At 69.3% G+C, this 26047-nt stretch carries 25 protein-coding genes; 12 read left to right on the forward strand and 13 right to left on the reverse strand.

What is annotated here, in order from left to right:
• The first annotated feature begins 112 nt into the window (after nt 1–112).
• Nucleotides 113–1471 (forward strand): helix-turn-helix domain-containing protein, encoded by a 1359-nt coding sequence (locus ACWD3H_RS01945; protein ID WP_451953704.1) that lies wholly within the window; start codon nt 113–115, stop codon nt 1469–1471.
• 109 nt (nt 1472–1580) lie between these two features.
• Nucleotides 1581–2282, forward strand: a complete 702-nt coding sequence (locus ACWD3H_RS01950) for a FadR/GntR family transcriptional regulator (protein WP_355627102.1) — start codon at nt 1581–1583, stop codon at nt 2280–2282.
• Nucleotides 2283–2411: 129 nt separating this feature from the next.
• Here ACWD3H_RS01950 and dnaN read toward each other — a convergent pair whose 3' ends face one another.
• The 3 genes from dnaN to ACWD3H_RS01965 all read right to left on the reverse strand — a co-directional run bounded on the left by dnaN (nt 2412) and on the right by ACWD3H_RS01965 (nt 5799).
• Entirely contained in the window at nt 2412–3512 is a 1101-nt protein-coding gene (gene dnaN / locus ACWD3H_RS01955; protein WP_355632353.1) for a DNA polymerase III subunit beta, read from the reverse strand.
• Between the two features lie 101 nt (nt 3513–3613).
• Entirely contained in the window at nt 3614–4273 is a 660-nt protein-coding gene (locus ACWD3H_RS01960; RefSeq protein WP_451953705.1) for a response regulator, read from the reverse strand.
• The gene (locus ACWD3H_RS01965) at nt 4270–5799 is read right to left on the reverse strand and encodes a sensor histidine kinase (protein WP_451953706.1); all 1530 of its coding nucleotides are present in this window, start codon (nt 5797–5799) and stop codon (nt 4270–4272) included. The genes ACWD3H_RS01960 and ACWD3H_RS01965 overlap by 4 nt, the downstream gene beginning before the upstream one ends.
• A 156-nt stretch (nt 5800–5955) precedes the next feature.
• Between ACWD3H_RS01965 and ACWD3H_RS01970 the strand changes: the two genes are divergently transcribed.
• The 3 genes from ACWD3H_RS01970 to ACWD3H_RS01980 all read left to right on the forward strand — a co-directional run bounded on the left by ACWD3H_RS01970 (nt 5956) and on the right by ACWD3H_RS01980 (nt 8462).
• A complete protein-coding gene (locus ACWD3H_RS01970) occupies nt 5956–6852 on the forward strand; it encodes an ABC transporter ATP-binding protein (RefSeq protein ID WP_350913639.1) in 897 nt (298 codons plus the stop codon).
• Nucleotides 6852–7586 carry an ABC transporter permease gene (locus ACWD3H_RS01975; RefSeq protein ID WP_451953707.1) on the forward strand — a complete coding sequence of 245 codons (735 nt, stop codon included), beginning with the start codon at nt 6852–6854 and terminating at the stop codon, nt 7584–7586. Before ACWD3H_RS01970 ends, ACWD3H_RS01975 begins: the two co-directional genes overlap by 1 nt.
• 138 nt (nt 7587–7724) lie before the next feature.
• Nucleotides 7725–8462, forward strand: coding sequence for a phosphodiesterase (locus ACWD3H_RS01980; protein WP_451953708.1), 738 nt, complete (start codon nt 7725–7727; stop codon nt 8460–8462).
• A gap of 109 nt (nt 8463–8571) precedes the next feature.
• On the opposite strand, the gene ACWD3H_RS01985 is transcribed toward ACWD3H_RS01980, so the two are convergent.
• Nucleotides 8572–9015 carry a winged helix-turn-helix transcriptional regulator gene (locus ACWD3H_RS01985; RefSeq protein ID WP_355547682.1) on the reverse strand — a complete coding sequence of 148 codons (444 nt, stop codon included), beginning with the start codon at nt 9013–9015 and terminating at the stop codon, nt 8572–8574.
• A gap of 95 nt (nt 9016–9110) precedes the next feature.
• Between ACWD3H_RS01985 and ACWD3H_RS01990 the strand changes: the two genes are divergently transcribed.
• Entirely contained in the window at nt 9111–10043 is a 933-nt protein-coding gene (locus tag ACWD3H_RS01990) for an NADP-dependent oxidoreductase (protein WP_355547685.1), read from the forward strand.
• Between the two features lie 145 nt (nt 10044–10188).
• Complete coding sequence (locus ACWD3H_RS01995; protein ID WP_451953709.1) at nt 10189–10467, forward strand: hypothetical protein; 279 nt, start codon at nt 10189–10191, stop codon at nt 10465–10467.
• Nucleotides 10468–10729: 262 nt separating this feature from the next.
• On the opposite strand, the gene ACWD3H_RS02000 is transcribed toward ACWD3H_RS01995, so the two are convergent.
• A complete protein-coding gene (locus ACWD3H_RS02000) occupies nt 10730–11095 on the reverse strand; it encodes a DUF5335 family protein (protein WP_451953710.1) in 366 nt (121 codons plus the stop codon).
• A 309-nt stretch (nt 11096–11404) separates the two neighbouring features.
• Between ACWD3H_RS02000 and ACWD3H_RS02005 the strand changes: the two genes are divergently transcribed.
• Together ACWD3H_RS02005 and ACWD3H_RS02010 are read left to right on the forward strand one after the other, a co-directional pair.
• Nucleotides 11405–12712 (forward strand): sensor histidine kinase, encoded by a 1308-nt coding sequence (locus tag ACWD3H_RS02005; protein WP_451953711.1) that lies wholly within the window; start codon nt 11405–11407, stop codon nt 12710–12712.
• A gap of 104 nt (nt 12713–12816) precedes the next feature.
• The gene (locus tag ACWD3H_RS02010; RefSeq protein WP_355547697.1) at nt 12817–13482 is read left to right on the forward strand and encodes a response regulator transcription factor; all 666 of its coding nucleotides are present in this window, start codon (nt 12817–12819) and stop codon (nt 13480–13482) included.
• A gap of 194 nt (nt 13483–13676) precedes the next feature.
• Here the strand turns inward: ACWD3H_RS02010 and ACWD3H_RS02015 are convergent, their stop codons facing one another.
• Nucleotides 13677–14882 carry a hypothetical protein gene (locus ACWD3H_RS02015; RefSeq protein ID WP_451953712.1) on the reverse strand — a complete coding sequence of 402 codons (1206 nt, stop codon included), beginning with the start codon at nt 14880–14882 and terminating at the stop codon, nt 13677–13679.
• Nucleotides 14883–15254: 372 nt separating this feature from the next.
• Complete coding sequence (locus tag ACWD3H_RS02020; RefSeq protein WP_451953713.1) at nt 15255–15632, reverse strand: hypothetical protein; 378 nt, start codon at nt 15630–15632, stop codon at nt 15255–15257.
• A 119-nt stretch (nt 15633–15751) separates the two neighbouring features.
• On the opposite strand from ACWD3H_RS02020, the gene ACWD3H_RS02025 reads away from it, so the two are divergent.
• Nucleotides 15752–15880 carry a hypothetical protein gene (locus tag ACWD3H_RS02025; RefSeq protein WP_451953714.1) on the forward strand — a complete coding sequence of 43 codons (129 nt, stop codon included), beginning with the start codon at nt 15752–15754 and terminating at the stop codon, nt 15878–15880.
• Nucleotides 15881–16309: 429 nt separating this feature from the next.
• On the opposite strand, the gene ACWD3H_RS02030 is transcribed toward ACWD3H_RS02025, so the two are convergent.
• The 3 genes from ACWD3H_RS02030 to dnaB all read right to left on the reverse strand — a co-directional run bounded on the left by ACWD3H_RS02030 (nt 16310) and on the right by dnaB (nt 19827).
• A complete protein-coding gene (locus ACWD3H_RS02030) occupies nt 16310–16930 on the reverse strand; it encodes a dihydrofolate reductase family protein (RefSeq protein WP_451953715.1) in 621 nt (206 codons plus the stop codon).
• Nucleotides 16931–17209: 279 nt separating this feature from the next.
• On the reverse strand, nt 17210–17791 hold the full coding sequence (locus tag ACWD3H_RS02035) for a TetR/AcrR family transcriptional regulator (protein ID WP_451953716.1): 582 nt from the start codon (nt 17789–17791) through the stop codon (nt 17210–17212).
• Nucleotides 17792–18471: 680 nt separating this feature from the next.
• Nucleotides 18472–19827, reverse strand: a complete 1356-nt coding sequence (gene dnaB / locus ACWD3H_RS02040) for a replicative DNA helicase (protein WP_030919742.1) — start codon at nt 19825–19827, stop codon at nt 18472–18474.
• 344 nt (nt 19828–20171) lie between these two features.
• Between dnaB and ACWD3H_RS02045 the strand changes: the two genes are divergently transcribed.
• Both ACWD3H_RS02045 and ACWD3H_RS02050 read left to right on the forward strand, forming a co-directional pair.
• Nucleotides 20172–21485 (forward strand): MATE family efflux transporter, encoded by a 1314-nt coding sequence (locus ACWD3H_RS02045; RefSeq protein WP_451953764.1) that lies wholly within the window; start codon nt 20172–20174, stop codon nt 21483–21485.
• 226 nt (nt 21486–21711) lie between these two features.
• Entirely contained in the window at nt 21712–23214 is a 1503-nt protein-coding gene (locus ACWD3H_RS02050) for an APC family permease (RefSeq protein ID WP_451953717.1), read from the forward strand.
• 69 nt (nt 23215–23283) lie between these two features.
• On the opposite strand, the gene ACWD3H_RS02055 is transcribed toward ACWD3H_RS02050, so the two are convergent.
• The 3 genes from ACWD3H_RS02055 to ACWD3H_RS02065 all read right to left on the reverse strand — a co-directional run bounded on the left by ACWD3H_RS02055 (nt 23284) and on the right by ACWD3H_RS02065 (nt 25871).
• A complete protein-coding gene (locus ACWD3H_RS02055; RefSeq protein WP_355547711.1) occupies nt 23284–24027 on the reverse strand; it encodes an amino acid ABC transporter ATP-binding protein in 744 nt (247 codons plus the stop codon).
• Between the two features lie 34 nt (nt 24028–24061).
• A complete protein-coding gene (locus tag ACWD3H_RS02060; protein ID WP_451953718.1) occupies nt 24062–24928 on the reverse strand; it encodes an amino acid ABC transporter permease in 867 nt (288 codons plus the stop codon).
• 61 nt (nt 24929–24989) lie between these two features.
• Nucleotides 24990–25871 (reverse strand): ABC transporter substrate-binding protein, encoded by an 882-nt coding sequence (locus ACWD3H_RS02065; protein ID WP_451953719.1) that lies wholly within the window; start codon nt 25869–25871, stop codon nt 24990–24992.
• Nucleotides 25872–26047 lie beyond the last annotated feature (176 nt).

A 26047-nucleotide genomic window follows, 5' to 3' on the forward strand; every position in this document is an offset into this window, starting at 1 on the left:
ATAGTGGCTGCCCACACTCCCCGGTGAGGATTTTTCACGCGGGGTTACCCGATTCGACTGCTTCATGCAATCATGGCGGGAACATTGACCATCCCCCGCCCTGAGAGATCAGATGCCGAGTCAGGGAACCATCGGTGACCGCGTCCGCGGACTGCGACTGAGTAGGCGCATGTCCCAGGCCCAGCTGGCAGGGCCCGACCTTTCCGACAGCTACGTCTCCCTCATCGAGTCCGGCAAGCGGACGCCGACCCCCGTGGTCGCCCGTCTGCTGGCCGAGCGACTGGGGTGCACCACCGAGTTCCTGCTGCACGGGATCGAGCCGCGCCAGCGCATCGACACCGAGCTTGGCCTGCGCCACGCGGAGTTGGAGCTTCTCCACGGCGACCCGTCCGTCGCGGCGGACCGTTTCGGTGAGATCGTCAAGGTCGCCGGCGAGGAGAACGCGATGCTGGCCGCGCACGCGCGACTCGGCCGCGCACGCGCACTGGAGGCCCAGGGCAGGGTCGGTCCGGCGTTGGAGGCGTTCGAGCGACTCCGCCGTGAGGCGGCCGCCCACCCCGAGCGCCTGGCCGACCTGCCGCTGACGGTGGCGCTGAGCCGCTGCTACCAGCGTGCCGGAGACACCCCTCGCTCGCGCGACCTGGCCGCCCACGCGCTCAGCGAGGTCAACCGGCTCCCCCTGTCGCAGGGCGAGATCGCCGTCGAACTGGCCGCCTCCCTGATGGAGACCGAAACCCCCCGCGGGCCCGGCTCGCAGGGCATGTCCTACGTCCGGCACGTCCTGTCGACCAATGGCGTCCCCACCGCGGTCAACCGCACCGCGGAGATCCACGCCCTCTGGCGAGCGAGTGTCGCAGCCTCCGGCAGAGAGGACTCGGCACTGGCCGTCCGCCTCGCCGACGACGCGATCGCGACCGGGCGCCCGGCGCGGATGGCGTCGCAGCTCGCCCTCATCGCGATGGACTGGGCACGTCTCGCCGCCTCCACGGACGGCGAGTCACTCGACGAGGCCCACAAGCTCGCGACCAGCGCCGGCAAGGTCTTCGCGGCGTTCCCCGAGCGCATCCACGAGTACATCAGGAGCATCGTCGTGCTCGCCCAGGTCCGGCTGGCGACCGGCGACGCTCAGGGCGCGGCGGATCTGGCCGGAACCGCCCTCGACATGCCGGGCGGCCAGGCGGGTGCCATCGGGGCGACCGCGCAGCTGGTTCTCGCCCGGACCGCGCTGGCCCACGGCCGGAGCGACGTCACGACCGCCCTGGACACCGCCAAGCGGCTGCTGAACGGCGTCCGGTACGAGCTCTCCGGCCCTGACCGGGGGACCGCGCGGGTCTGGCGTGACCTCGGAGACCTGTACGGCCAGGTCGGTGCGCGTGATGACCAGGCCAGCGCGTATCGTAGGGCTCTCGAAACCGCTGGGGTGCGCGACGCGCTGGTGGGCGTGACCGTCGACTCGGCTCTGGTCCGGTAAGACCGGTTTCGCTAAGGGAGTTCCAGATTTGTTTTCGCACCTCTGGAATAACTAGGGTCTACCAGTCATTGATTCATAGGATGATTGGTTTCTCCGGAGGAGGCGGACGGTGAGTCTGCGTACGGCGCAGCGAGCATCCCTCGTCGACCAAGTGATCGATCAACTCAAGGAGCAGATCACTTCTAACTCCTGGCAGATGCACGCGAAGATTCCTACCGAGACCGTACTCGCCGAACAACTCGGGGTAGGTCGCAACACCGTGCGCGAGGCGGTGCGGGCGCTCACACACGCCGGCCTGCTGGAGTGTCGCCAGGGTGACGGGACGTACGTTCGCGCCACGAGCGAGCTCTCCGGGGCCATGCTGCGGCGGCTACGCTCCGCCGAACAGCTTGAGATCCTGGAGGTGCGGCGTGCGCTGGAGGTGGAGGCCGCCAGGCTCGCCGCGACCAGACGCACCGATGCCGACATCGCCGCGATCGAGGCGGCGCTGACCGAGCGGGACAACGCCTGGGAACTGGGCGAACCCAACGCGTTCGTCGAAGCCGACCTGGCCTTCCACATCGCGGTGGTCCGTGCCACCCACAACCTGGTGCTGATCGAGCTTTACGAGGACTTCTCAGCGGCGCTGCGCGCCAGCATCACCGCCGCGGGCACCTCGCTGAGCAGCACCCTGAACACCACCTACATCCCGCACGACGCCATCGCCCGCGCCATCGCGGCCGGTGACGCCGCCGCCGCCGAACACGCGGGACACGCGTGCATGGAGCACATCCTGATCGCCCTGACCGAGGAACAGGAACTCTCCGCCTGACCCCTCCTTCCCATGACCTCTCACAGTGCGGGGCCGCACTGTGAGAGGACCCCTGGACAGCGAGACGGCCGGCGTGGGAAACGTCCCGGCAGGTGCCCAGATCCCCCGGCGCGCCGGGCATGGAGGCGTTCAGGTCAGGCGCAGGGACATCACCAGGTAGCGGAAGGCGGGGTCGGCATCGCCGGGAACCTCGGTGATGAGGGCCGGGCGGCTCGGCGACTCCATGTTGAGCCGGACGAACTCGGTCTCGACACCGTTCAGGCCGTCGAGCAGGAAGTGGGACTGGAAGGCGATCTGAATGTCGTCACCGGACAACTCGGCGTCGACGACCTCGGTGCCGCGGCCGATGTCACCGCCACCCGCCTGGATGAGAACCTGCCCCTGGCCGAAGGAGAGCCGGATCGGGGTGTTGCGCTCGGCGACCAGCGCGACCCGCTTGATCGCGTCGACGAACGGGGCCACCCGCAGGTCGGCCCGGATCGACCAGTCGTCGGTCAGCCGCGCGCGGTAGTCGATGAACTGCTCGTCGAGCAGGCGGACGGTGGTGGCCCTGCCCACGCTCTCGAAACCGGCGATGCCCTCACCCAGCGCCACGGAGACCTCGCCTCCGCGCAACGATCTGGCCACCTCGACGAGCACTCGCGCGGGCACCATGGCGGCGGCCGCGGTGCCCGGCCGCTCGGGGCGCCAGCCGAACTCCCTGGCCGCGATGCGGTAGCGATCGGTGGCGGCCAGGGTCACGTCGTCGCCGGAGATGTCGACCCGGATGCCGGTCAGCATGGGGAGGGTCTCGTCGCGGCTGGCCGCGGGAGCCACCTGGCCGACCGCGGTCGCGAAGATCCCGCCGCCCACGGCGCCGATCTTGGGGGGCATCTCGGGGAGGGAGGGGAAATCCTCAACCGGCATGGTCAACAGGCCGAACTCCGCGCTGCCGCAGGTCAGAACCGCCTCGGAACCGCTGCTGGCGACCTCCACCACGTCGCCGGGCAGGCTGCGGGTGATCTCCGCGAGAATCCGGCCCGGAATCAGTGCCCTGCCGGGCTCCGCCACGACAGCCTCGATCGAGACGCGGGCGGAGACGTCGTAGTCGAAGACCGACAGCACGAGATCGTCCCCGTCGGCCTCCAGAAGCAGCCCGGAGAGCACGGGGATGGCCGGTCGGTTCGGCAGCACCCGGGCCACCCAGGCCACCGCGTCGGCCAGGACATCACGGTTAACCCGGAACTTCACCTGATCATCCCTTCGTCCTGAACAGCACCGCCACGTGCGGAAACCGTCCTTCAGCACGTTATCCGCTAGGACCGACAGAACAAGGTCCGGGCCTGGGAAAGTCAGCCCCGGGCCGCGTTGAGATAGGTCAGGACGGCGAGCACGCGGCGGTTGTCGTCATCGGAGGGGACAAGGTCAAGCTTGGCGAAGATACTGGCCGTGTGCTTGCCCACCGCGCTCTCGCTGAGGAACAGGCGCTGGGAGATGGCCGCGTTGGAGCGGCCCTCGGCCATCAGCTCCAGCACCTCGCGCTCGCGCGGGGTCAGCGCGCCGAGCGGCTGGTGACGGACGGTGCTGGCCAGCAGCTTGGCGATCACCTCCGGGTCCATCGCGGTGCCTCCCGCGGCGACCCGGCGGACCGCGTCGACGAACTGTTCGGCGTTGAAGACCCGGTCCTTGAGGAGGTAACCGACCGCCCCCGAGCCGTCGGCCAGCAGTTCGCGCGCGTACAGCTGCTCGACGTGCTGGGACAGGACGAGCACCGGCAGGCCGGGGACGGCCCTGCGCGCTGCCAGCGCCGCCTGGAGCCCCTCGTCGGTGAACGTGGGCGGGAGGCGCACGTCGACCACCGCCACGTCGGGCCGGAGCTCGATCAGCGCCTTCATCAGCTCGGGCCCGGATTCCACCGCCGCCACGACCTCGAAGTCGTGCGCCTGGAGCAGGTGGACCAGGCCGTCCCGCAGAAGGTAGAGGTCCTCGGCGATGACGACTCTAAGGCTCATCGACCCAACCATAGGCGGGCCGGCACGACCTCCGCCAGCCGGCGCCGGCTGGAGTGCATGGCGGGGATGATCATGCCCGCGGCGTACATGGAGAGGCCCAGGGCGATGTTGAAGACGATCAGCGGCCACTGCAGGGGCTCGGGCAGGTAGAGCGCGAGGAACCAGCTGAGGTGCTCGGTGTCGATGATCTTCATGACCATCGTCACCAGCCCCTGCGGGAAGAGCGGTAGCCAGCCGAGCCCCCAGCAGATCCCGACGATGACGGCCTTCCCCCGAGGTAGCGGCGTGCTGTCCCGGCGCTTCTCGGCGAGCGCGTTGGGCAGGTCGAACGTGGCGGTCGTCGGGCCACCGCGCGGACTGCTGACCGCGAGCACCCCGTCGAAGGCCGCCAGCCTGCGCTCGATGCCTCGCAGGCCACTGCCCAGCGACGGGTCGGCGCCTCCCGCGCCGTCGTCGGTGACCACGACGCGCAGCGCGTGGTCATGGCTGCTGATGTCGATCGACACCCGCTCGGCGCCACCGTGGCGGGCCGCGTTGGTGAGGAGCTCGCTGATCGAGAAGTAGGCGGCAGACTCGACGGGCGAGTCCGGGCGGGCGTCCAGGTCCACGGTGACCGTGACCTTCAGTGGACTGTCCAGCGCCAGGGCGCGCACCGCGTCACCGAGGCCGCGCTCGGCCAGGACCGGTGGATGGATGCCCCTGACCAGGTCACGCAGCTCGACGAGCGCCGTGGAGGAGGCCTCCCTGACCTTGCCGAGCAGGGCCTTGGCGGCCGCCGGGTCCTTGTCCATCAGTTCCTCGACCGCGCCCAGCGTCATGCCCATCGCGACAAGCCTCGCCTGCGCACCGTCATGCAGGTCGCGCTCGATCCGCCGCAGCTCGGACGCCTGGGAGTCGACCGTCGCCAGGCGCGCCTGGTCGAGCCGCTGGACCCGCCCCGCGAGCACGGACTTGGCCGTGGGGGAGAGCAACAGGTGGTTCCACCAGGCGTACCCCCGCAGCAGGTGGGGCAGCGCGATCAGCGCGACCGCGGCGGCGCCCCCCAGGAGCGGGGGCACGACCGCCGGCACCGCGGACCGCGACGCCAGGACTGCGCCTGTGGCCAGGGTGAGGGGGAGCAGCAACAGAGCGGCCGCGACCACCGGGTTGAGGAACAGCCAGAGCCCGTCCCGCCAGGTGGCCGGGTCGCCGAACATCCACTTCCAGCGGTTGTTCCAGTCGGGCCAGCGTGGCGTCTTGTAGAGCTGGCGCTCGTGGCGGTACCACCCGTCGGGCTGGGGTCGCGCCGGCAGCGGCGGCGGCAGGTAGGGAACCGGCACCGTGGTCCCGAGCCAGGTGCCGGTCAACCTCCTGGCGAACGCCGTACGGTACCTGATCAGCCAGGCCGTCGGAGGGAACACAAAGATCATCCCCAACCCGAACGTCAGCAGGAACGCGAACAGGGTCAGTGCCACCAGGGCGATGTCCACCAGTGCCATCGCCCCCAGGGCCAGTGCCTTGCCGACCGCCACCGCGTACGTCTTCATGTGTCAAGTCTCGATGATGTCTCCGGATGTGCCCAGTGGTGGCGGACGCCGTCCGGGAGTGGAGGTAGCCACACCCCTGCCGGGTGCCTGGCCCGCCCCCCACCTGGGGTCCAGGTGGATTCTCCCCGCGCGGTGCGACTCCTAGCGTCGGTTGGCATGAAGGTCATCGAGGTCAGCAACCTCCGCAAGCAGTACCGAGACCAACTGGTGGTGGACGACGTCTCGTTCACCGTCGAAGAGGGCGAGATCTTCGGCGTTCTCGGCCCCAACGGTGCCGGCAAGACGACCACCGTGGAGTGCGTCGCCGGCCTGCGCGTCCCCGACTCCGGGACCGTCAGCGTGCTCGGCGGCCTCACCGGCACCGAGCTCAGGGAACAGCTGGGCGTCCAGCTGCAGAGTTCCACGCTGCCGGGAAAGCTCAAAGTGTGGGAGGCGCTCGACCTGTACGCGTCCTTCTACCGGACCCCCGCGGACTGGGTCGAGCTGCTGGAACGGGTCGGGCTCGCCGACAAGCACGACACTCCCTACGGGAAGCTCTCCGGCGGCCAGCAACAGCGGCTCTCGATCGCACTGGCCCTGGTCGGCAACCCGCGCGTGGCGATCCTGGACGAGCTGACCACGGGCCTGGACCCGCAGGCCCGCAGGGACACCTGGGAGCTCATCGAGCGGGTGCGCGATGACGGTGTGACGATCCTGCTGGTCACCCACTTCATGGAGGAGGCCGAGCGGCTCTGCGACCGGCTCGCGCTGATCGACTCCGGCCGGCTGGTCGCGCTGGACAGCCCGTCGGGCCTGATCGCCAAGGTCGGCGGGCAGCAGACCGTCAGGTTCCGGCCCTCCCAGCCGTTCGACGACTCGGTGCTCAAGGCACTGCCCGAGGTCACCGAGATGAGGCGGAGCGGCGGGCAGATCACGGTCACCGGTACCGGTGACCTGCTGCTCGCGATCACGACCGCCCTGTCCGCCGCCCATGTCGTACCCGCCGACCTGCGCGTGGAGCAGGCCAATCTCGACGACGCCTTCCTGGGCCTCACCGGAAAGAAGCTTTCCTGATGAACAAGATGATCCTGACCGAGCTCAAGCTCTTCCTGCGGGACCCCGCCGGCCCGATCTTCGCGATACTGCTCCCCCTCGTGCTCCTGCTCGGGCTGGGCAGCACCGCCGGACTTCAGGAGACCCCTCCCGAGATGGGCGGGGAGCGGATCATCGACACTCACTTTCCCACCATGATGGTGATCCTGGCCGTGGTGACGATGGCACTGACCACCCTGCCGGCGGTGCTGGTGAGCTACCGGGAGAGCGGCGTGCTGCGCCGGATGTCCACCACCCCGGTCAACCCGGTCCGGTTGCTGGTCGCCCAGGTCGTGAACAACCTCGCGGTGGCGATCATCGCCACCGTCCTCCTGATCGGCCTCGGTGGCCTCGTTCTCGGCCTGACCCCGCCCAGGAACCTCCTGGCCTTCGCCGGGGTGTTCGTGCTCGGCACGGCCTCGATGTTCGGCCTGGGGCTGCTGATCTCCGCCTTGGCGCCCAGCGCGAAGTCCGCGCCGGGCATCGGCTCGCTGCTGATGTTCCCGCTGCTGTTCATGTCCGGGATGTGGGTTCCCAGGGAGTTCATGCCGGACCTGGTGCGGCAGATCGGCGACTTCCTGCCGATGGCGCCGTTCGCCACGGCGCTCCGCGACACGTGGGCGGGGCACGCGCCACAGCCGCTGCACCTGGTGGTGGTGGCGGTGACCCTGCTGGTCACGGGTGGACTGGCCACCCGACTGTTCCGGTGGGAGTAGCGGACAGGGTGTGATGACGATCCGCTGTGGCCCGTCCCTCGCGTGGGGCAGGGACGGGCCACGGCTTGTTTCCGCCTTCTTTCCCGGGAAGAGTTCGACGTACTGGGCGGCGGGAGGCTGACATGTCACTCTTGAGTGATGCTGATCCTGGCGCACGTAAGTGACGTCCACATCGACGGTTCCCCCCGCAGCATCGACAGGACCCGATCCGTCATGCGGCACCTGGAGAACCTTTCCGGCCCGCTGGACGCGGTCGTGGTGACCGGCGACATCGCCGACAACGGCCTGATCCAGGAGTACGAGATCGCGCGCGAGCTGCTGACCACACGCCATCCGACGATCATCTGTCCAGGCAACCACGATGCCCGTTCGGCGTTCCGCAAGGTCATGCTCGACGAGGACGGCGACGGGCCGGTCAACCAGGTTCTCCGGCTCGACGGGCTCACCGTCGCGTTGTGCGACTCCAGCGTTCCCGGCCGGCCGGAGGGCTTCCTGGAGGACGAGACGACCGCCTGGCTGCGGGACGTGCTCGCCGAGAGCCCGGACACCCCGGCCATCATCGGTATGCACCACCCGCCGGTGTCGCTGGGCATCCCGTACGTGGACGCGATCCGGCTACGGAACCCGGAGCGGCTGGAGGAGATCGTGCGGCGGTACCCGCAGGTGGCGGCCGTCATCGTCGGCCACGCCCACACCGCGGCGAGCACCACCTTCGCCGGCCTGCCGCTCTCGGTCGCTCCCGGCGTCGTCTCGACGCTGCTGCTCAACCAGGAACTCGACATCCCGGTCCCGGTCGACTATGACCTGCCGCCGCAGATCGCCATCCACGTCTTCGACGACGGCCGCCTCGTCACCCACGTCCGCCCGGTCCTCTGACCTCGCCTCGGCCCGAGTTCCAGGAGGGGGCCGGCATCGCCATGGCCACCGCACCGCTCTCCGCGGCGCTTGCCCCGGTCACCCGGGACACGGCCGCGACCGCGGACGCCTACTTGGCGGCCCCCCTGTTACCGCTCAGTTCCGCCCGTACGGGCCTGGGTTCCTCACCCGTGCGGAGGTCGTAGGCGTCGCGGGCGGCCATGATCTCGGGCATGTGCTCCTCGGACCAGCTCTTGATGCCCTCCATCAGCGTGACCACGCTGTGGCCCAGCGCGCTGAGTTCGTACTCCACCCGGGGCGGGATCGTCGGGTAGACCGTGCGGATCACCATCCCGTCGCGTTCCATGTTCCGCAACGACTGGGTGAGGCTCTTCTGGGTGATCCCGTCGAGCCTGCGGCGCAGCACACCAAACCGGACCGGGCCGTCCCGCAGGGCGTCCACCAGCAGACAGGTCCACTTGTTGGCAATCGCCTCCAGCACCTTCCGCGAGCCGCACTCCCGGAGGTAAGCGTCGACGGCTCCACGTTCTCGCAGGCCAGAAATAGTTTCCACAAGGTACCTATATATCTCAAAGGTGCCTTCTTACCAAGAGATACCGGCATCGCGGACGATTGATCTCGACGAACTTCCCCGCAGAGGAGATCACGATGCGTGCCATCACCCAGTCCGCCTTCGGTGACCCGTCCGTACTCGGCACCGCCCAGGTCGACCGGCCTGAACCGGATCACGGGCAGGTCCTGATCAGGGTCGGGGCCGCCGGGGTCAATCCGGTCGATGGGGCCGTCCGCTCCGGCGCCTACCCGCTGCTCGGCTCGCCGCCCTTCGTTCTCGGCTGGGACGTCGCGGGCACCGTCGAGTCCACCGGACCCGGCGTGTCCGCGTTCGCCCCCGGTGACGAGGTGCTTGGCCTGCTCGCCTTCCCCGGTGCCGGCAACGCCTACGCCGACTACGTGCTCGCCTCGCCCAACGAGATCGTCCACAGACCGGCCACCCTGTCCGTGGAGGAGGCGGGCGGACTCCCGCTGGCCGGCCTGACCGCCTGGCAGGCACTGGTCGGCATCGCCCGCCTCGGCGAGGGGGAGCGGGTGCTCGTCCACGCCGCCGCCGGAGGGGTCGGCCATCTCGCCGTCCAGATCGCCGCGTCTCGGGGAGCGCACGTCACCGGTACCGCTCGGACCGCCAAGCACGACCTCCTGCGCGAGCTCGGCGCGGACACGCTGATCGACCACACCGTCGCCGACTTCGTCACCGAGACCGAGCCGGTGGACGTGGTGTTCGACCTGGTGGGTGGCGATTACGGAGAGCGTTCCGCCGCCGTGCTCAAGCCCGGCGGCGTGCTCGTCGGCGCGGTCGGGGGCAACCTGGGCATCACCGGGGAACGCGCGGCCGAGCTGGGGGTGCGGCTCGCGGTGGTGAACGTGCGTCCCTCGGCGGCCGACCTGTCGCGGCTGGTGGCCCTGGCGGAGTCGGGCCGGCTCAGGGTCCACGTGGACCAGGCGCTGCCGCTGACCGAGGTGGCCAAGGCGCACGAGCTCCTGTCGACCCGCCGCACCACCGGAAAGATCGTCCTGATCCCCTGATCCCCGTGACGGTCCGGTCATGGGCACCGGGCCGAGGTCGCCAAGACGGCGTGTCGGCCTCTTTCCGAAAGGGATGTCACAACGATGCGTTCGCTGCCCTTTCCTCCTGTACCGGCGAGTTCGTGGAGGTAGTTGGATAGTGGCCATGACGCCGCACCCGGATCTCCTGCGAGTGCTCGGCGAGGTGCGCGTGCTCCTCGCCCAGCCCGACAACGACTTCGCCTGGTCCTCCTGGGAGAACACGGACGCGGCTCTGGCGGAGATCGACGCCGCGATCGCCCGGATCGGCGCGGACGGCCGGCTCCCGCCCGGGCTCGTGACACTGTTCGCACCGACCGGGCAGATCCAGGAGGTCGCGAGCTCCAGCGGCTGGGACGACGCGTTTCTCGTGCTGGCCGACCGCTTCGATGCCGCGCTGGAGTAGGGCATCGACACGGCCGGCTCCTGCGGACTCGGTACCGTCCTTGCCTCGGACATGGGGCCGGGCGACGGGGTGAGGCCTTTTCACGGCTTGACGGCGATCTCCTCCGCACCGTGCCGGATCCGGACGTGCCCGTCGCAGTTCCTCGACACAAGCCGCCGACCTGCACTTTCTCCCGTTTGTTGCCGGTGACGGGTTTCCTGGCGCCGCCCCGAGTGGTTCTCCGAAAGCGGGCGGTCGTCTCCCGGGCGCGGGGAGTTCGTGGCTACGCTGAGGAGATCGAGGTCAGGTAGAGGGTCACGATCGTCTGCCCCCCCTCGGCGTCGAAGACGTCGAACGCTCGCACCGTGCCCTGCTGCAGGGTGTCGGTCAGGATCCTCTGCGGGTGGTCGACGGCATGGCGCAGCACCACCGGATAGCGCCCGCCACGGCCGCCCACTCCGATCGAGAACTGATCGTCCTTGGGGTCGTACTCCAGGTAGGCCAGCGGTAGCTTCTCGGCCCCCAGCAGGTCCCCGAAGTCCTTGCTCATCACTTCGATCGTCACCTCGGCGCCCTCGTAGTTGCGCGTCATGGTGTCGAAGAATTCACGCCACTCCTCACGCACGAGTTCCGACCGCTGCTGGTTCATGTGATGGCTCCCTCCCGCTCAAAGCCCGTAGGCCGCGTGGTCCCCATCCTTGGCGATCCCGAGACCATGCCACATCACCCGATCGAGTAGGAATCCCCCGTCGGGGCAGCAGCATCCCGAACGCCATACGGCCGCGGCTCCCGGCCTTGACCATGCCGCCGTACCGGGTGACACCGGTCTTGACCAGCACCCTGTAGCAGCGCCGGCGGCCACGGTGCCGCTCACCCGCTCTCATCTGTGAGACTCCCGAACTTGACTGTCTTACCCTTGGTCGCCTGGGGCGTGGAGGGCTGCGGGAGAATGGCGGGCGTGAGGGTTGGCGCCGTTGTGAGGCCGCTGGTGAGCGGGGCGACCTATCGGCAGGGGGTCCACCTGCTGCTCGGCGGGGTGCTGCTGCTGCCGTACATCCTGGTGGCGGTCCTGTTCGCGCAGATGTTCACCGTGCCGGACGCGCCTTACGGGCTGCTGCTGCTCGTGCTCGCCCTCGCGGTCGTGATCGGCGTGGTGCCGCCGTTCCTGCGTGGGACGAGGGCACTGGAGATCACGGCCGCGCGTGCCCTGCTCGGCGTCGAGCTTCCGGATCCGACCGGGACGGCGGAGTCCGGACGGGAGGCGTGGGAGACCCGCCTGCGGGCGGCCCTGTGGTTCGCCGTTCACCTGGTCGCGGGCGGGGTCGTCGCGCTGCTGATCCTCATTCCCCTGGTGATGGGTGTGACGTTCGTCGTCCAGTGGTTCGGCATCACGGGAGGCGCGCTGGACGGGCTGCGAATCGGGCCGCTGGACGAGCACGACACCGGGTGGCTGTCGCTGCTCGGCGTGGCCACGCTCGCCGGGGTCCTGTACGCCGTGGCGGGGCTCGGGGCGCTGGCGGCCGTCATGGCGCCGGTGCTGCTCGGACCCTCGCCGGCCGAACGCATCGCGGCGCTGGAGGCGCGGGCGGCCCGCCTCGCCGAACGCAACCGGCTGGCCCGCGAGCTGCACGACTCCATCGGGCACGCGCTGACCGTGACGATGCTGCAGGCGTCCGCCACGCTGCACCTCCTGGACACCGACCTGGAGTTCGCCCGCGGCGCGCTCCAGGCGATCGAGGAGACCGGGCGAGCCGCGACGGAAGACCTCGACCGGGTGCTCGGCATGCTGCGCGAAGACGAGCGGGCCGACGAACTGGGCCGGCAGCGAGCCGCTCGGGGGGCCAACGAGCGAGCTGGTGCGCGGGTCGGCGGGGCGCCGCACGGGCTGGGTGACCTGGACAGGCTGGTGGCGCATTCGCGCGGAACCGGCGTCGAGGTGGACACCGAGATCGAGGGCTCGGTGGACGACCTGCCCGCCCTGGTGTCCCGGGAGGGATACCGCATCATCCAGGAGAGCCTGACGAACGTGCTCCGGCACGCGGGACCGGTTCCGGTCGCGCTGCGCGTCGCCGTGACCGGGCCTACGCTGACGATTGAGGTGTCCAATCCCGTAGCCGCCTCCCATCCACGGCGCGAGGGCGGACGCGGGCTGGAGGGCATACGCGAACGCGTCACGCTGCTCGGCGGCACGATGACGGCAGGCCCCGACGGCGCCCACTGGCGCGTCTCGGTTCGACTGCCGGCACTGGAGGGAGAGGCATCGTGACGCCCCCAGCGGGGGAGACGAGCTCGTGACGAGGGTTCCGGTACGGGCGCGCGTATCGTGACGGCGGTCCGGGTATGGTCACTGCTTGCGGAGAGGGAGGGGCCGTGACGATTCGGGTGGCGATCGTCGACGACGAGGAACTGATCCGGGTGGGGCTCCGGGTGATCATCGACGCGCAGTCCGATCTGGAGGTCGTCGGGGAGGCCGCCGACGGTGCCGAGGTGATGGCGATGGTGGCCCGCACCCGGCCCGACGTGCTCCTCATGGACGTGCGGATGCCCGCGATCGACGGCATCGAGGCGACGCGCCGGCTGCTCGGCGCGTCGAGCGAGCCGCCACGCGTGCTGGTGATCACGACCTTCGAGAACGACGACCACGTGTACGAGGCGCTGCGCGCGGGCGCCGCCGGGTTCATCCTCAAGCGCACCCGGCCGCCGGAGGTCGTGGAGGCGGTACGGGTGGTGGCACGCGGGGAGTCCCTGGTGTTCCCGGCGGCGATCCGGCGCCTGGCCGGCGCGTACGGCCTCGGCGGGATCGACGGGTCGGCCGCCGACCGGCTCCGCCGTGCCCGCCTGACCGAGCGCGAGGAGGAGGTCCTGCGCCTGATGGCCACCGGCCTGTCCAACGCCGAGATCGCCGCGCGGCTGGTGGTGGGGGCCGAGACGGTCAAGACCCACGTCGGCAACGTGCTTGCCAAGCTCGGAGCCCGCGACCGGACCCAGGCCGTGATCGCCGCCTACGAGTCCGGTTTCGTCAGCCCGGTCGGCTGACCGTCACTCCGGACCTTCCCGCCCTCCGGAACCTGCCCGCTGTCCCGGGACGGCCGGCCGTTCGGGACGTGCCTGCCGCTCCGTGCTTCCGGGAGTGCTCCTGGGCACCCGGCCCCGTGGGGTGCCCAGGAGCAGGACGGGGGCGGCCGACCCGGCGTCAGGCGGGGATGGACCGCATGGTCGGCATGGCCCGCTCAGCCCTGCCTTCCGCAGGTGCCGCAGACGCCGCGCCGCCGCACCTGGTACCCGTAGGTGGCGACCGCGAGCGCGACACCCCACAGCGGCCACAGCGCGTGCGTGGCGGCCAGGACCGGGCTGTAGCCCGTGAGATGCCCGCTCTCGGGGGAGAAGATCATCCCGAGGCCCCCGGAGATCACGATGGGGACCACGTACGCCGCCGGGATCACCGCGAGCCTGATCGGGACGCGGCGGCCGGCCAGGCCGATCATCCAGCGAGGGAAGACCTCGCCCCAGCGCTGGATGAGCCCGAGGGTGAGAATCGCGCCGGCGACCGCGAACGTCCCGAGACCGGCGCCGGCCCACACAGCGCCACTGTCCCACAGGTCGCGCAGCATCTCGTCGCTGATGCCGAGCGGTACGCCCGCCAGCCAGGCGTAGCGGCTCACGGAGTAGAGCAGGGGGATGACGACGGCGACGATGGTGGCCCGGCGGCCCCACGCGGCGATCCGCAAGCGGTCGGCGCCCGAGAAGTCGCGGCCGCGGCCGCAGCGGGCGCAAGCGTCCCGGCCGCGGCGCTGCCAGGAGAGCACGGTGCAGGCGGCGAGGAATCCACCCAGCATGCACCACACCTGATTGCCCAGCGACCAGGTGAACACGGTCCCGTAGTCGATCCCCCGCGGCCAGCCGAAGGGGGCGCCGAGGATGAGCATGGGCGCGTACCCGGTGAGGGCGAGGACGTTCACGGTCGGTACGAGGACCAGCAGGGCGGCGGCGACGGTCCAGCCGAAGCCGAGCGGAAGGGCCCGGCCCGCCCGCGACGGCCGTACCGCGTGCGGACCGGCCATGGCGAGGCAGGCGACCGCGGTGGCGAGCAGGACCAGCGCGAAGAGGGGCGCACCGACCTCGGGCGGCAGGTCCCGCAGTGGCCCCGCCCGGCCTTGCGGGTCGTTGCGCCCGAACGGGAATCCGCTGCCGGTGATGGTCCAGATGAGCGCGACGACACCGTAGACGGCGGCCCAGATCGCCGCGGCGTAGCCGATCCATCCCGAACCGGTGCCCGGTGACCCGGCGATGGCCGATGCCTCGGCAGTGGGGGCGGGTGCGGTGGTGGCGGAGGGCGGCTCAGGGATGGACGAGGGCGCGGTGGCGGCCTGGTGCCGCGTCGGCGTCGCCGGGTCCCCGACGGGTCGGCCATCCGGGGTGAAGGATGAGGATGACAAGGTGCCCTCTTGGTGAGAAGTGCGTGGAATCTCGCACTCCCATGCTCGTCCCGGCCGTGCCCGGACGACTCCCCCCGCGATGGGAACCCGGTCCCCCACACGGGGGATCCGCAGCCCCGCGAGCGCACGCGACTCGCGCCGGTCCGGCGAAGCGCACGACGTCCGGCGCCGCGACCTGGTGTGGCGTGCCCGTTCCCGAGCCCGACAACCCCCGGGCCGCGATCTGCCGCCACTGCCGATCGGTGCGCGGCCGCCACCAGGCCACACCTGCCCTACTCCGGCCCCGGGATTACCGCTGATCGTTGTTCCCCGAGGCCGTATATCACCGCACACCCTCGTCGACGGCGCCGTCGTGCGGCAGGCGCGGTACCGCTACTGATCCGGCCTGCTCACCGTCCTTAGGCTACGAGTCACCGTCGTTCCGCCTGTTGTCGGCGAGCGAGCCCGCGCCTGCCCAGCCGCCTTCCCGCCATCGTCCAGCATGAACCCCGCCTTGAGGGCCACCACCAGCGTCCCCATGCTGACCAGCCCGTACACGATGAGTGCGCGCTCGACGACCCACACCAGCTCATACACCGGGCTCAGCACCGTGGAATCACCCAGCTGCACGGCCCACAGGCCCATCACACCGCCGGGCAGCACGAACACCGCGACCCAGCGCAGCCATCCGGACAGCAGCACGAGCCCGGCGCCCGGCAGGAAGTACACCAGGTGCCACAGCGCTAAATCGAAGATCCACAAGGGCGCCACGGCTGGCCAGCGCCACCAGCATCAGGACAGGCCGTCTTACCTTCCGCCCGGGGACGCAGGCACGCAGGAACGCCGCCGGCGCCACCCAGAAGATCACGCTGTGGAGTGCCGGCACGTCGATGCGCACGATCCGCCGCACCTCGTTGGGCACGATCATGAAGCAGATCGTCGCGACGCCCAGGACGGTCACACCGGTGGTGGTCAGGTCATCGGCCACCGGCCTGGGCTCCGGCTCGACGTTCCTGTGATGCCCGTGGGCGACGGAACGCGTCTCGCTCAACGCAGCTCTCGCCGCGTCCAGGCTCGCCGCCAGCCGCTCACGCGCCTCCGCCGGCCGCCCGGCCGCCAGCACTGCTTGGCCACCTGCGACGATCCCCGCCAAGCTGGCGCCCACACGCTCGTTCAGCTGCCTGGCGAATGCCAACCGCTCGCGGATGACCTCGGCAGCCGCAAGCCCGGCCCGCGTCCGCTGAAGATCAGTGACCAGGTCCGCGAGCCGCGCCACAACGAAGAGCGCGAGCCCCACGAATGCCGTCTGCCCGACCGCCAGATACAGCGCCTCGGGCACTGGTGACGTAGGCGCGGCTGCGGCGGGCCGCCGTCATCGCAGATCAGCGGTTGGACTGTGGTCGTGGACCCGAGCCGCAAGGTGAAGCGGACCACGCACGGGACGCGGTTCAGGCGGGCTCTTGTCCGGCTGGCGTGCGAGTGTAGGTGAGGATAAGTGCGCCACTGCCCAGCACTGTGTGGTTGGTGAGGTGCCAGATGCGCGGGTCGAAGGCGGCGTCGCGGCCGAACAGCGGGATGCCGATGCCGGTGGTCAGCGGTGCCAGCTTCACGATGAGCTGGTCGATCTCCGAGTACAGGGTGCCCGCCAGTGTGCCTCCGCCGACCAGCCAGATGTCCTTGCCGTCCTGTTTCTTCAGCTCACGCACGACGTTGACGGGGTTGCCGGAGACGATCTGGACGGCCGGGTCCGGGCTCTCGGACAGGGTGCGGGAGAACACCAGGTGGCGCAGATGCGGGTAGGCGTCGGTGAAGCCTGCCTTGAGCCCGATCTCATAGGAGTGCCGCCCTTCCAGGATGGTGTCGAAGTGGGTGCCCGGGGCGGTGACGCCCAGGGCCTGCCGGGCCGGGCCGGGCAAGGTCTCCGGGTATTCGGCGATGATGTGCTGCGAGTAGTCGTCGGCAATCGGCCAGAAACCGTCGGGACCGGTGGGGTCGGCGCCGTCGGGACCGGCTATGAAGCCGTCCACGGTGGAGGCGATGTAGTACACAAGCTTGCGCGTGCTCGTCATTGGTCCAACTCTCATATCAGTGATCTATCGAAGCCCTGGTCCCCGGGATTCGGGGGTCAAGTACATGAGACAGCCGCAACAAGGAGGTGCCGCGAGTCAACCCTGGACGGCGTGCCCGCCACCGGACAGGGGCCACCCGCGAGCGCCGCTGCGGACTGAACTCGCCGTCGGCGGACGCACGGGTCTGGGGGGCGCGGCTCGGTCGCAGCGCCTTAGGTGGGCCTGCTGAGTGGACAGGTCGGCGGCTGCGCCTGCTTGCTACCAGAGTCCGCTTCCGTCTCAAAGCCTCGGTCTCATCCCGGCGAAGAGGGCTTCGAGTATGCGATCGACGTAGTCGTGAGTCATGGGCTCCTGAGTGATCAGGAGTCTGAAGTACAGGGGCCCGGACAGGATCGCCATAGCCAGGTCGAGATCGAAGTCGGGCGAGACCTGCCCCTGCTTTTGGGCTGCCTTGAGACGGATGATGGTCTTGTCCGCCTGCGGGCGGATGAAGCGTTCACTGAGACCGGCGGCGACCATGGGATCGTGCTGGGCCTCGCCCACCAGGGCCCGGTACAGCGGGCCCCACGGTGGATTACCCAGCAGGTCTACCGCTGCGTAGATCTGGCGGCGCAGGTCGGCCATGACATCGCCGGTGTCGGGGTAGTCGAGGGCGGGCTCGTTCAGCGACAGGAGCGAGTCGAGGAACAGCAGGCCTTTCGAGGGCCAGCGGCGGTAGATCGTGTGCTTGCCGACACCGGCGCGGGCCGCGACCGCCTCGATGCTGAGCTTGGCGTAGCCGGACTCCTGGGCCAGGGCAAGCGTGGCCTTCATGATCGTCGTGGTGCGGGCGGCGGCTCGATCGGGGTGGCTGGTGGTCATACCGCCATCCTATCGGCACGACACGTGCCGTTTTGACAGCGCGGTGACGCATACCCAAAATTGCCGCATTCGTCCTCGGCGCGGTGCGTACCGTTCCAGCGCTTGCGACGAAGACCCTGAACGTTCAGGAAAGAAAGCTGTGCTCGATTTCCCCGTTCCCGCCATCGAGGTAACAGACCTCACCCAACGCTCGGGTCCGTACTCGCCGTCGACGGGCTCAGCCTGAGCATCCCCGCGGGGATGTTCTACGGCATCGCCGGCCCCATCAGCGGCTGACCGCCACCCTGCTGCTCCGGTTCGCCGTCACCGGCGTCCAAGATCGGGCACCGACGACCTGCGCGGCAGCACGGCGGCTCTCCCGGATCCCACGGACGAGCGAGAGTCGGACACCCTTCTGCCGCCCTTCCGATCGCCCCAGAAGATTTCGATCTGACCGTCGTCCAGAACGTGTACGCGAGCGGTCTGGCTGGCGATCGCTTCGTGCAGGGTCCTGAACAGTTCTTCGGCCGAGTCCCTGAGAGGGCGGTTCGTGAGTTGATGCCCGCTATATCGCATTGTGATCAGATGCATCTGTAGCGCTATGCCTGGCTGCCGGGCTCGGATGTGCCGGGATAACGGCGTAAGCGACTGTCCATGATCACACGGAATTGTCCACCGAAACGCGGACCCTACAGGTCCGCCTAGTGGGGGGCCATGTCGACGAAGCGGCTGTAGTGGCCCTGGAAGGCCACGGTGACCGTGGCGGTGGGGCCGTTACGGTGCTTGGCCACGATCAGGTCGGCCTCACCGGCCCTGGGCGACTCTCGCTCGTAGGCGTCCTCCCGGTGGAGCAGGATGACCATGTCGGCATCTTGCTCGATGCTTCCGGATTCGCGAAGGTCGCTGACCATGGGCCTTTTGTCGGTTCGCTGCTCGGGGCCACGGTTGAGCTGGGAGATCGCGATCACCGGGACCTCCAGCTCCTTGGCGAGCAGCTTGATGGCCCGGGAGATCTCCGAGACCTCGTTCTGGCGGCTCTCGGTCTTCTTCGGCGAGGACATCAGCTGCAGGTAGTCGATGATGACGAACCGCAGGTCGTTGCGTTGCTTGAGACGGCGGCACTTGGCCCTGATCTCCATCATCGACATGTTGGGCGAGTCGTCGATGAACAGCGGCGCCTCGGCCACCTCGCCCATCCGCCGGGCCAGCTTGGCCCAGTCGTCGTCGGTCATCGTGCCTGAGCGCATGGCGTGCAGTGCCACCCGCGCCTCGGCCGACAGCAGGCGCATCGTGATCTCGTTACGGGACATTTCCAACGAGAACACCACAGTCGTCATGCCGTGCTTGATAGCAGCAGATCTGGCGAAATCTAGCCCCAAAGTCGACTTACCGATGGCCGGACGGGCGGCCACGACGATCATCTGGCCGGGGTGCAGGCCGTTGGTGAGCGAGTCGAGGTCCTGGAATCCAGTGGGGACACCGACCATCTGACCACCCCGGCCTCCGATGGCCTCCAACTCGTCGAGGGCACCCGGCATGATGTCGGCCAGGGGGATGTAGTCCTCGGAGGTGCGGCGCTCGGTGACCTTGTAGATCTCCGCCTGGGCGCGGTCGACGAGGTCGTCGACCTCCTCGTCCTGGCCACCGTAGCCGTAGGAGACGATGCGGGTGCCCGCCTCGATCAGGCGGCGGAGGATGGCCTGCTCCCGGACGATCCTCGCGTAGTAACCGGCGTTGGCCGCGGTCGGCACGACGGCGGTCAGCGTGTGCAGGTAGGCTCCGCCACCGACCCGGGCGACCTCGCCTCGCTTCTGCAGCTCATCGAAGATGGTGACGGCGTCGGCGGGATCACCCCGGCCGTAGAGGTCGGTGATGATGTCGTAGATGATCTGGTGGGCGGGCCGGTAGAAGTCATCGGATCGCAGGATCTCGACCACGTCGGCGATGGCGTCCTTGGAGAGCAGCATGCCACCCAGGACGGACTGCTCGGCCTCGATGTTGTTCGGCGGGGTGCGCTCGAAACCTGGCTCGAAGACCGGTGGCTCTGCGATGCTCACCGAACACCCCCTCTTTCGAACACAGTTACGCTATCTCTATTTTTAGCCGACCGGTGTGACAGTTTCGCGGCTCGGCGCCCCGACTGGCAACGCGGGCTGTCGACAGAGGTGTGGATAAGCTGTGCACTTCTTCCCCAGAGGTGTGGGCAGCCTGGGGACAGTCCTGTGGATAACTGTTGTCCACAGCTGTGGATACCTTTCTGACCAGGGGAAATGTAATCCACCGCCTGTGGAGAAAAGAAAGTTGGGGCGACACGCCGGGAGTCGCCTTAGATGTCATGAGCCGACCGGTTCATCCTGCTGAAGATCCACCGGGAGGTAAGAGGCACAATGGAGCTGTGACTATTACGCCTCGATTCGGCCGCTCTGGTCGCGACCATGACAGGCAGATCCTGCGGCTGGCACTGCCCTCGTTCGGCGCCCTGGTCGCCGAGCCGCTCTTCCTGCTGACGGACACCGTCATCGTCAGCCGCCTGCCCGCCCCCGCGCTCGGCGCCCTGGGGGTGGCGAGCACGGTGCTGAGCTTCCTGGTGGGGATGTGCGTGTTCCTGGCCTACGGCACGACAGCGGCGGTGGCCAGGCAGATCGGGGCGGGCGAGACCGGGCGGGCACTGCGGCAGGCGGTGGACGGCCTCTGGCTGGCCGCCGGGGTGGGATTGGCGATCATCGTGGTCGTCTGGCCCCTGGCCCCCTGGCTGATCCACCTGATCGGCGCCGAGGGAGAGCTCGCCCGGCAGGCGGTCACCTACCTGCGGATCAGCCTGCTCGGCGTTCCCGCCATGCTGGTGGTACTCGCGGGCACGGGCGTGCTGCGCGGCATGCAGGACGCCTCGACTCCGCTGCTGGTGTCGGTGGGATCCTTCGCGTTGAACGCGGTGCTCAACGTCGTGTTCGTCCTGGGACTGGGCTGGGGGATCGCCGGCTCGGCCTGGGGCACGGTGCTGGCCCAGGCGCTCGCCGCCGCCGTCTACCTCGTCCTGATCTTCGTCCGTTACCGTGCGCCGTTCCGCCCGGACCCGGCGGGCGTGCGGGCGGCGGGCTCGGCCGGGATCGCCCTGATCATCCGTACGGCGTGCCTGCAGACGGTGCTGGCCGTCTCCGCCACGATGGCCACCCGGATGGGAACGGACCAGATCGAGGCATACACCGTCGCCATCAGGATCTGGATCCTGATGGCGTTCGCCCTGGACGCGATCGCGATCGCCGGACAGGCGATCACCGGTCGTGCCCTGGGTGCCGGCGACGTGGCGGGAACTCGCGCGGCGACCTGGAGGATGGTGATCTGGGGAGTCGGCTCCGGCGTGCTGCTCGGCCTCGCCGTGCTGGTGGCCAGGCCGTTCATCCCCGGTCTGTTCGACGCGAGCCCGGCCGTCGCCGCGGAGCTGCTCGACCTGCTCTGGGTGGTGGCCGCCCTGCAGCCGATCGCCGGGGTGGTGTTCGTGCTGGACGGTGTGTTGATCGGTGCCGGGGACCAGCGCTACCTCGCCTGGGCGGGGGTGTGGACGACGATCGCCTACCTGCCCGCCGCGTTACTGGTGGATCTCTGGGGCGGTGGCCTGGTGACGCTCTGGCTGGCGTTCGGGCTGTGGATGACCGCCCGGCTGATCACCCTTTCGACGCGCGCGTACGGCCCGGCGTGGCTGGTGGTCGGCGGCTGAGCGGGCGGGTAATCCGGGCGTGACACTGTGGTGTCCACGACGTGACCGGATAGCACTTGTCCCAGGTGACCCCCCTACGGCACTGTGAAACAAGCCCGACAATAAGGGTATTTAGCCCACCACGATTGGCCAGGTCGTGCCCGAAGGTCCTCCCCCGTCGATCGTGCGCCGTATGCCACCAAGCCATGCCACAGACCGGTGGACCGGTGCGCGCCACGGCCTGCCCATGGCCTATCGCAGAGCCGACCTCGTCGTCCTCGGTATCGGCGTCATGATCGGTGCGGGCATCTTCAGCCTCGCCGGCCGCCAGGCGGCGACCATGGCCGGGCCTGGCGTGATCCTCTCCTTCATGATCGCGGGAATCACCAGCCTGCTGGTGGCCTTCTGCGTCGCCGAACTGTCCTCCGCCATGCCTGCCTCGGGAAGCGCCTACACCTTCAGCTACGTCATCTTCGGCGAGGTCTGGGCCTGGGTGGTGGGCTGGGCTCTGGTCATGGAACTCCTGCTGGCCGCGGCGACGGTGGCCCGCGCGTGGTCGCTCTACGCCGCCCAGATGCTCACCGACTTCGGGGTACGCCTCCCCGACGTGGTCGCGGGGATGGTCGGCCGGCACACGGGTTTCGATCTTTTCACGCTGTTCATCCTGGTGATCCTGACGGCCGTGGTGGCCCTGGGCGCCCGCGTCGGACTGCGCGCCCTGTGGATCATCGTGATCGCCAAGCTGCTGGCCGTCGGCGCGGTCATCGTGGTCGGCGCCCTCCACTTCGACCAGCGCAACCTAGCGGCCATCCCGGTGCCGGCGGTGCCCGCGGAGAAGGCCGAGGAGGCCCTGCACTCCCCGCTGATCGGCATCGTCTTCGGCCAGACGGGCGCCTTCGGCTGGTTCGGCATCTTCGCGGCCTCGGCGGTCATCACCTTCGCGTACATCGGCTTCGACGTCGTGGCCACCGCCGCCGAGGAGGCCGAGGACGCCCCCCGCTCGATCCCGCAGGGCATCATCCGCGCGCTGGTGATCACTACGGTCATCTACATCGCGGTCGCGCTGGTGATGGTCGGGATGACCCCGTACGACAAGATCGACACCGCCGCGCCACTCGCCAACGCCTTCCGCGACGCCGGCGAGGGCTTCATGGTGCACGTCATCAACATCGGAGCGGTGCTCGGCCTCACCACGGTCGTCCTGGTGCTGCTCGTCGGCCTGACCCGCGTGCTGTTCTCCATGGCTCGCGACGGGTTGATGCCCCGCTCGCTCTCCAAGATCAACCGTAGCTACCACAGCCCGACGAGGGCCACGCTGGTCATCGGATTCCTGGCGATCCTGCTGGCCGAGTTCGTGGACGTGTTCACGCTCGAACCGCTGGTCGTGATCGGTGCCCTGTTCGTGTTCATCTCCGTGGCCGGCGGAGTGATCAGGATGCGGCAGACGATGCCGGACCTGCCCAGGGGCTTTCGCACCCCGCTCTCTCCCGGCGTGCCGATCGCCTCGATCGCCGCCTGCCTGTGGCTCATGGTGAACCTCCAGCTCATCACCTGGCTGTACTTCATCATCTGGATGGCCTTCGGCGTGCTGGTCTACCTGGTGTACGGCAGGCGCAACAGCGTGCTCGCCAGGATGGCGCAGTCCGCCCCCGAGGCTCCCGCCCCCTCCGCAGGGCCGCCGGGGCCTCCCGGCCCTCCGGAAGGTCCCGGCGGCCCCGGCACCGGGTCCCGCGGCAGGCACCGGCGCTGAGGTCTCCGCGAGCGCCTGGAGCGCGGGGTCCCGTCCTTCGAAAATCCGGCCTCCCCGGGCCGGAGGACGTCAAAGGCGCCGGGCGTCGATCACGCTCTGCACGAACTCCCTGGTACGAGCCTCGCGGGGAGCGGTGAAGATCTGCTCGGGGGTGCCGCGCTCCAGGAGCACACCACCGTCGAGGAAACAGACGGTGTCGGCGATCTCGCGGCAGAAACCCATCTCATGCGTGGTCAGGACCATGGTCATGCCGCCCTCCTTGAGCTCCCGGATGATCCCGAGCACCTCCTTGACCAGCGCCGGGTCCAGCGCCGAGGTGACCTCGTCCAGCAGCATCAGGCGGGGCTGGGTGGCCAGGGCCCTGATGATGGCGACGCGCTGCTGCTGGCCGCCGGAGAGCTGATCCGGGTAGGCGCCCGCCCTGTCCGCCAGGCCGAACCTGTCCAGCAGGTCACGGGCCTGTTGCTCGGCCTGCCTTCTGCCCACGCCGTGCGCCTTCCGCGGGGCCAGCGTGATGTTGTCCAGCACGGTCATGTGCGGGAACAGGTTGAAGGCCTGGAACACGATGCCCATGCGCTTGCGCACGTCGTTGAGATCGGCGCGGGCGTCGGTGATCTCCTCGCCGTCCAGGCGGATCGTGCCGTCGTCGGCGGTCTCCAGCAGGTTCACACAGCGCAGCAGCGTGGACTTTCCCGATCCCGAGGCACCGATCAGGCAGACCACCTCGTGCGGGTCGACCTCCAGGTCGATACCGCGTAGCACGCTGTGGCCCCGGTAGTTCTTCCACAGGCCCTCGATGCTCAGCAGGCTCATGTCCCCTCCTTTCCGCCGGTTTCGCGCTGCCCGCTCACTGGCTCCGCCGCCGCTGCGAGCGGACCGCCAGATAGTCGGTGAAGCGGGCCATCGGAATGGTGAGCAGGATGAACAGCAGCGCCGCCACCAGGTAGGGGGTGTAGTTGAAGTTGCCGGCCACGTGGATCTGCGCCTGCCTCAGCGCCTCCAGCGGGCCGATCGTGGCGACGAGCGCGGTGTCCTTCTGCAGCGAGACGAAGTCGTTGAGCAGCGGCGGCACCACCCGGCGCACGGCCTGCGGCACCACCACGTGACGCATGGTCTGGCCGTGGCTCAGGCCGAGGGACCGGGCGGCGGCCCGCTGGCTGGGATGCACCGACTCGATACCCGCCCGGAAGACCTCCGCCACGTACGCTCCGTACGAGAGCGTGAGTGCGATGATGCCCAGCGTCGCGAGGTCCGTCGGGGTGCCCTGCAGGCCGAGCGCGGGCAGCCCGAAGCCGACGAGATAGATGATGAGGATCGTGGGCACGCCGCGGAAGACGTCGGTGTAGATCACCGCCAGGGCGCGCAGCGGGAAGAAGACCGGCGCCGTGAGGTTGCGGGCCAGCGCGACCAGCAGGCCCACGAGAAGGATCAGCGGCTCGGCGATCAGGAAGATCTTGATGTTGAGCAGGAACCCGCTCAGCACGTCCGGCAGCGCCTTGACGAACTGCTCGGGATCGAAGAACGTGTCCCGCACCCGGGGCCAGCCGGGGGAGGCGGTGAAGAGCCAGAACAGCAGGACGATCACGATGATCGTCGAGACCGTCGCGACGGAGCCCGAGCGGAGAGACGACCTCCTGCGGAGCCGCTCCCGCTCAAGCTGCCGCTCGCTCTTCGTCCAGTCGTCGGAGAGCCGCAGGCTCTCGTCGTTCCTCATCGAGCGCCGCGGCGCGGACCGTACGCGCTCCGCGCCCACGGCGGTGGCATGAGCTCCGGGATCACTTCAGCTCCGGCGCACCCGCGGCGGAACCGAGCCACTCGGTTTCGATCTTCGCCAGCTCGCCGGAGGCGGTCAGCTTGTCGATCGCCTCGTTGACGCAGCTCACCAGCGGGCTGCCCTTCTCGAACACCGCGCCGAAGACCTCGGGAACGCCGGAGGCGGTGCCGAACTGGCCAACGATCTTGGAGTTCTCGACCTGGGCGGCGGTCACGTAGAACGCGGTGGGCAGGTCCACCACCACCGCGTCGACCTGCTTGTTCTTCAGCGCGTTGACGGCGTCGATCTGCTCGTTGTAGACGTTGAGCTCGGCCGAGGGCTGGATGACGTCCTTGACCGCCTGCAGCGAGGTGGTGCCGACCTGCACGCCGATCTTGGCGTCCTTCAGGGCCGCCAGGTCCGTGGCGGCGGCGACCTTCGAGCCGTCCAGCGCGACCACCGCCTGCTTGACCGTGTAGTAGCCCTTGCTGAAGTCGACGACCTTGGCCCGGTCGGGGGTCACCGAGACCTGGTTGACGTCGAAGTCGAACTGCTTGGCACCCGGCGCGAACGCGGAGTCGAACTTCACGGTGGCCCAGGTGACGTCGCCTTCGGCGAAGCCCATCTGGCCCGCGACGGCGTAGGCGACGGCGCTCTCGAAGCCCTTGCCGTTGGCCGGGTCGTCGTCGTTGAACCACGGCTCGTAGGCGGGCTTGTCGGTGCCGATGGTGAGCTTGCCGGGGGTCTTCAGCGCGAGGCTCTCCTTGGCACAGGCGCTGGAGGCGGCTCCGGAGGCGCTCGGGGCCGCAGAGCTCGTCTGGGTCGTCGTTTCCGAGGCCGGCGCACAGGCCACCGCGGTCGCCGCGAGGGCACCGAGCGCGAGCAGCATCGAGGGACGGACCATGACAAGACCTCCAGGGGGAAGCAACGATTCCCGAATTGTATGTATCAGCGATGACCTGGAGTAACACGGTCTCGGCATGTGAGCCTCTTCTCGCGGACGAAGAGCTTTCCGCACGCCCCGCTGATATCCCGGCGGGCGGTCAGGCCATGGAGAACCCACACCGCCGGTTGCGAAAG

This window comes from Streptosporangium sp. NPDC002607, assembly GCF_053592655.1.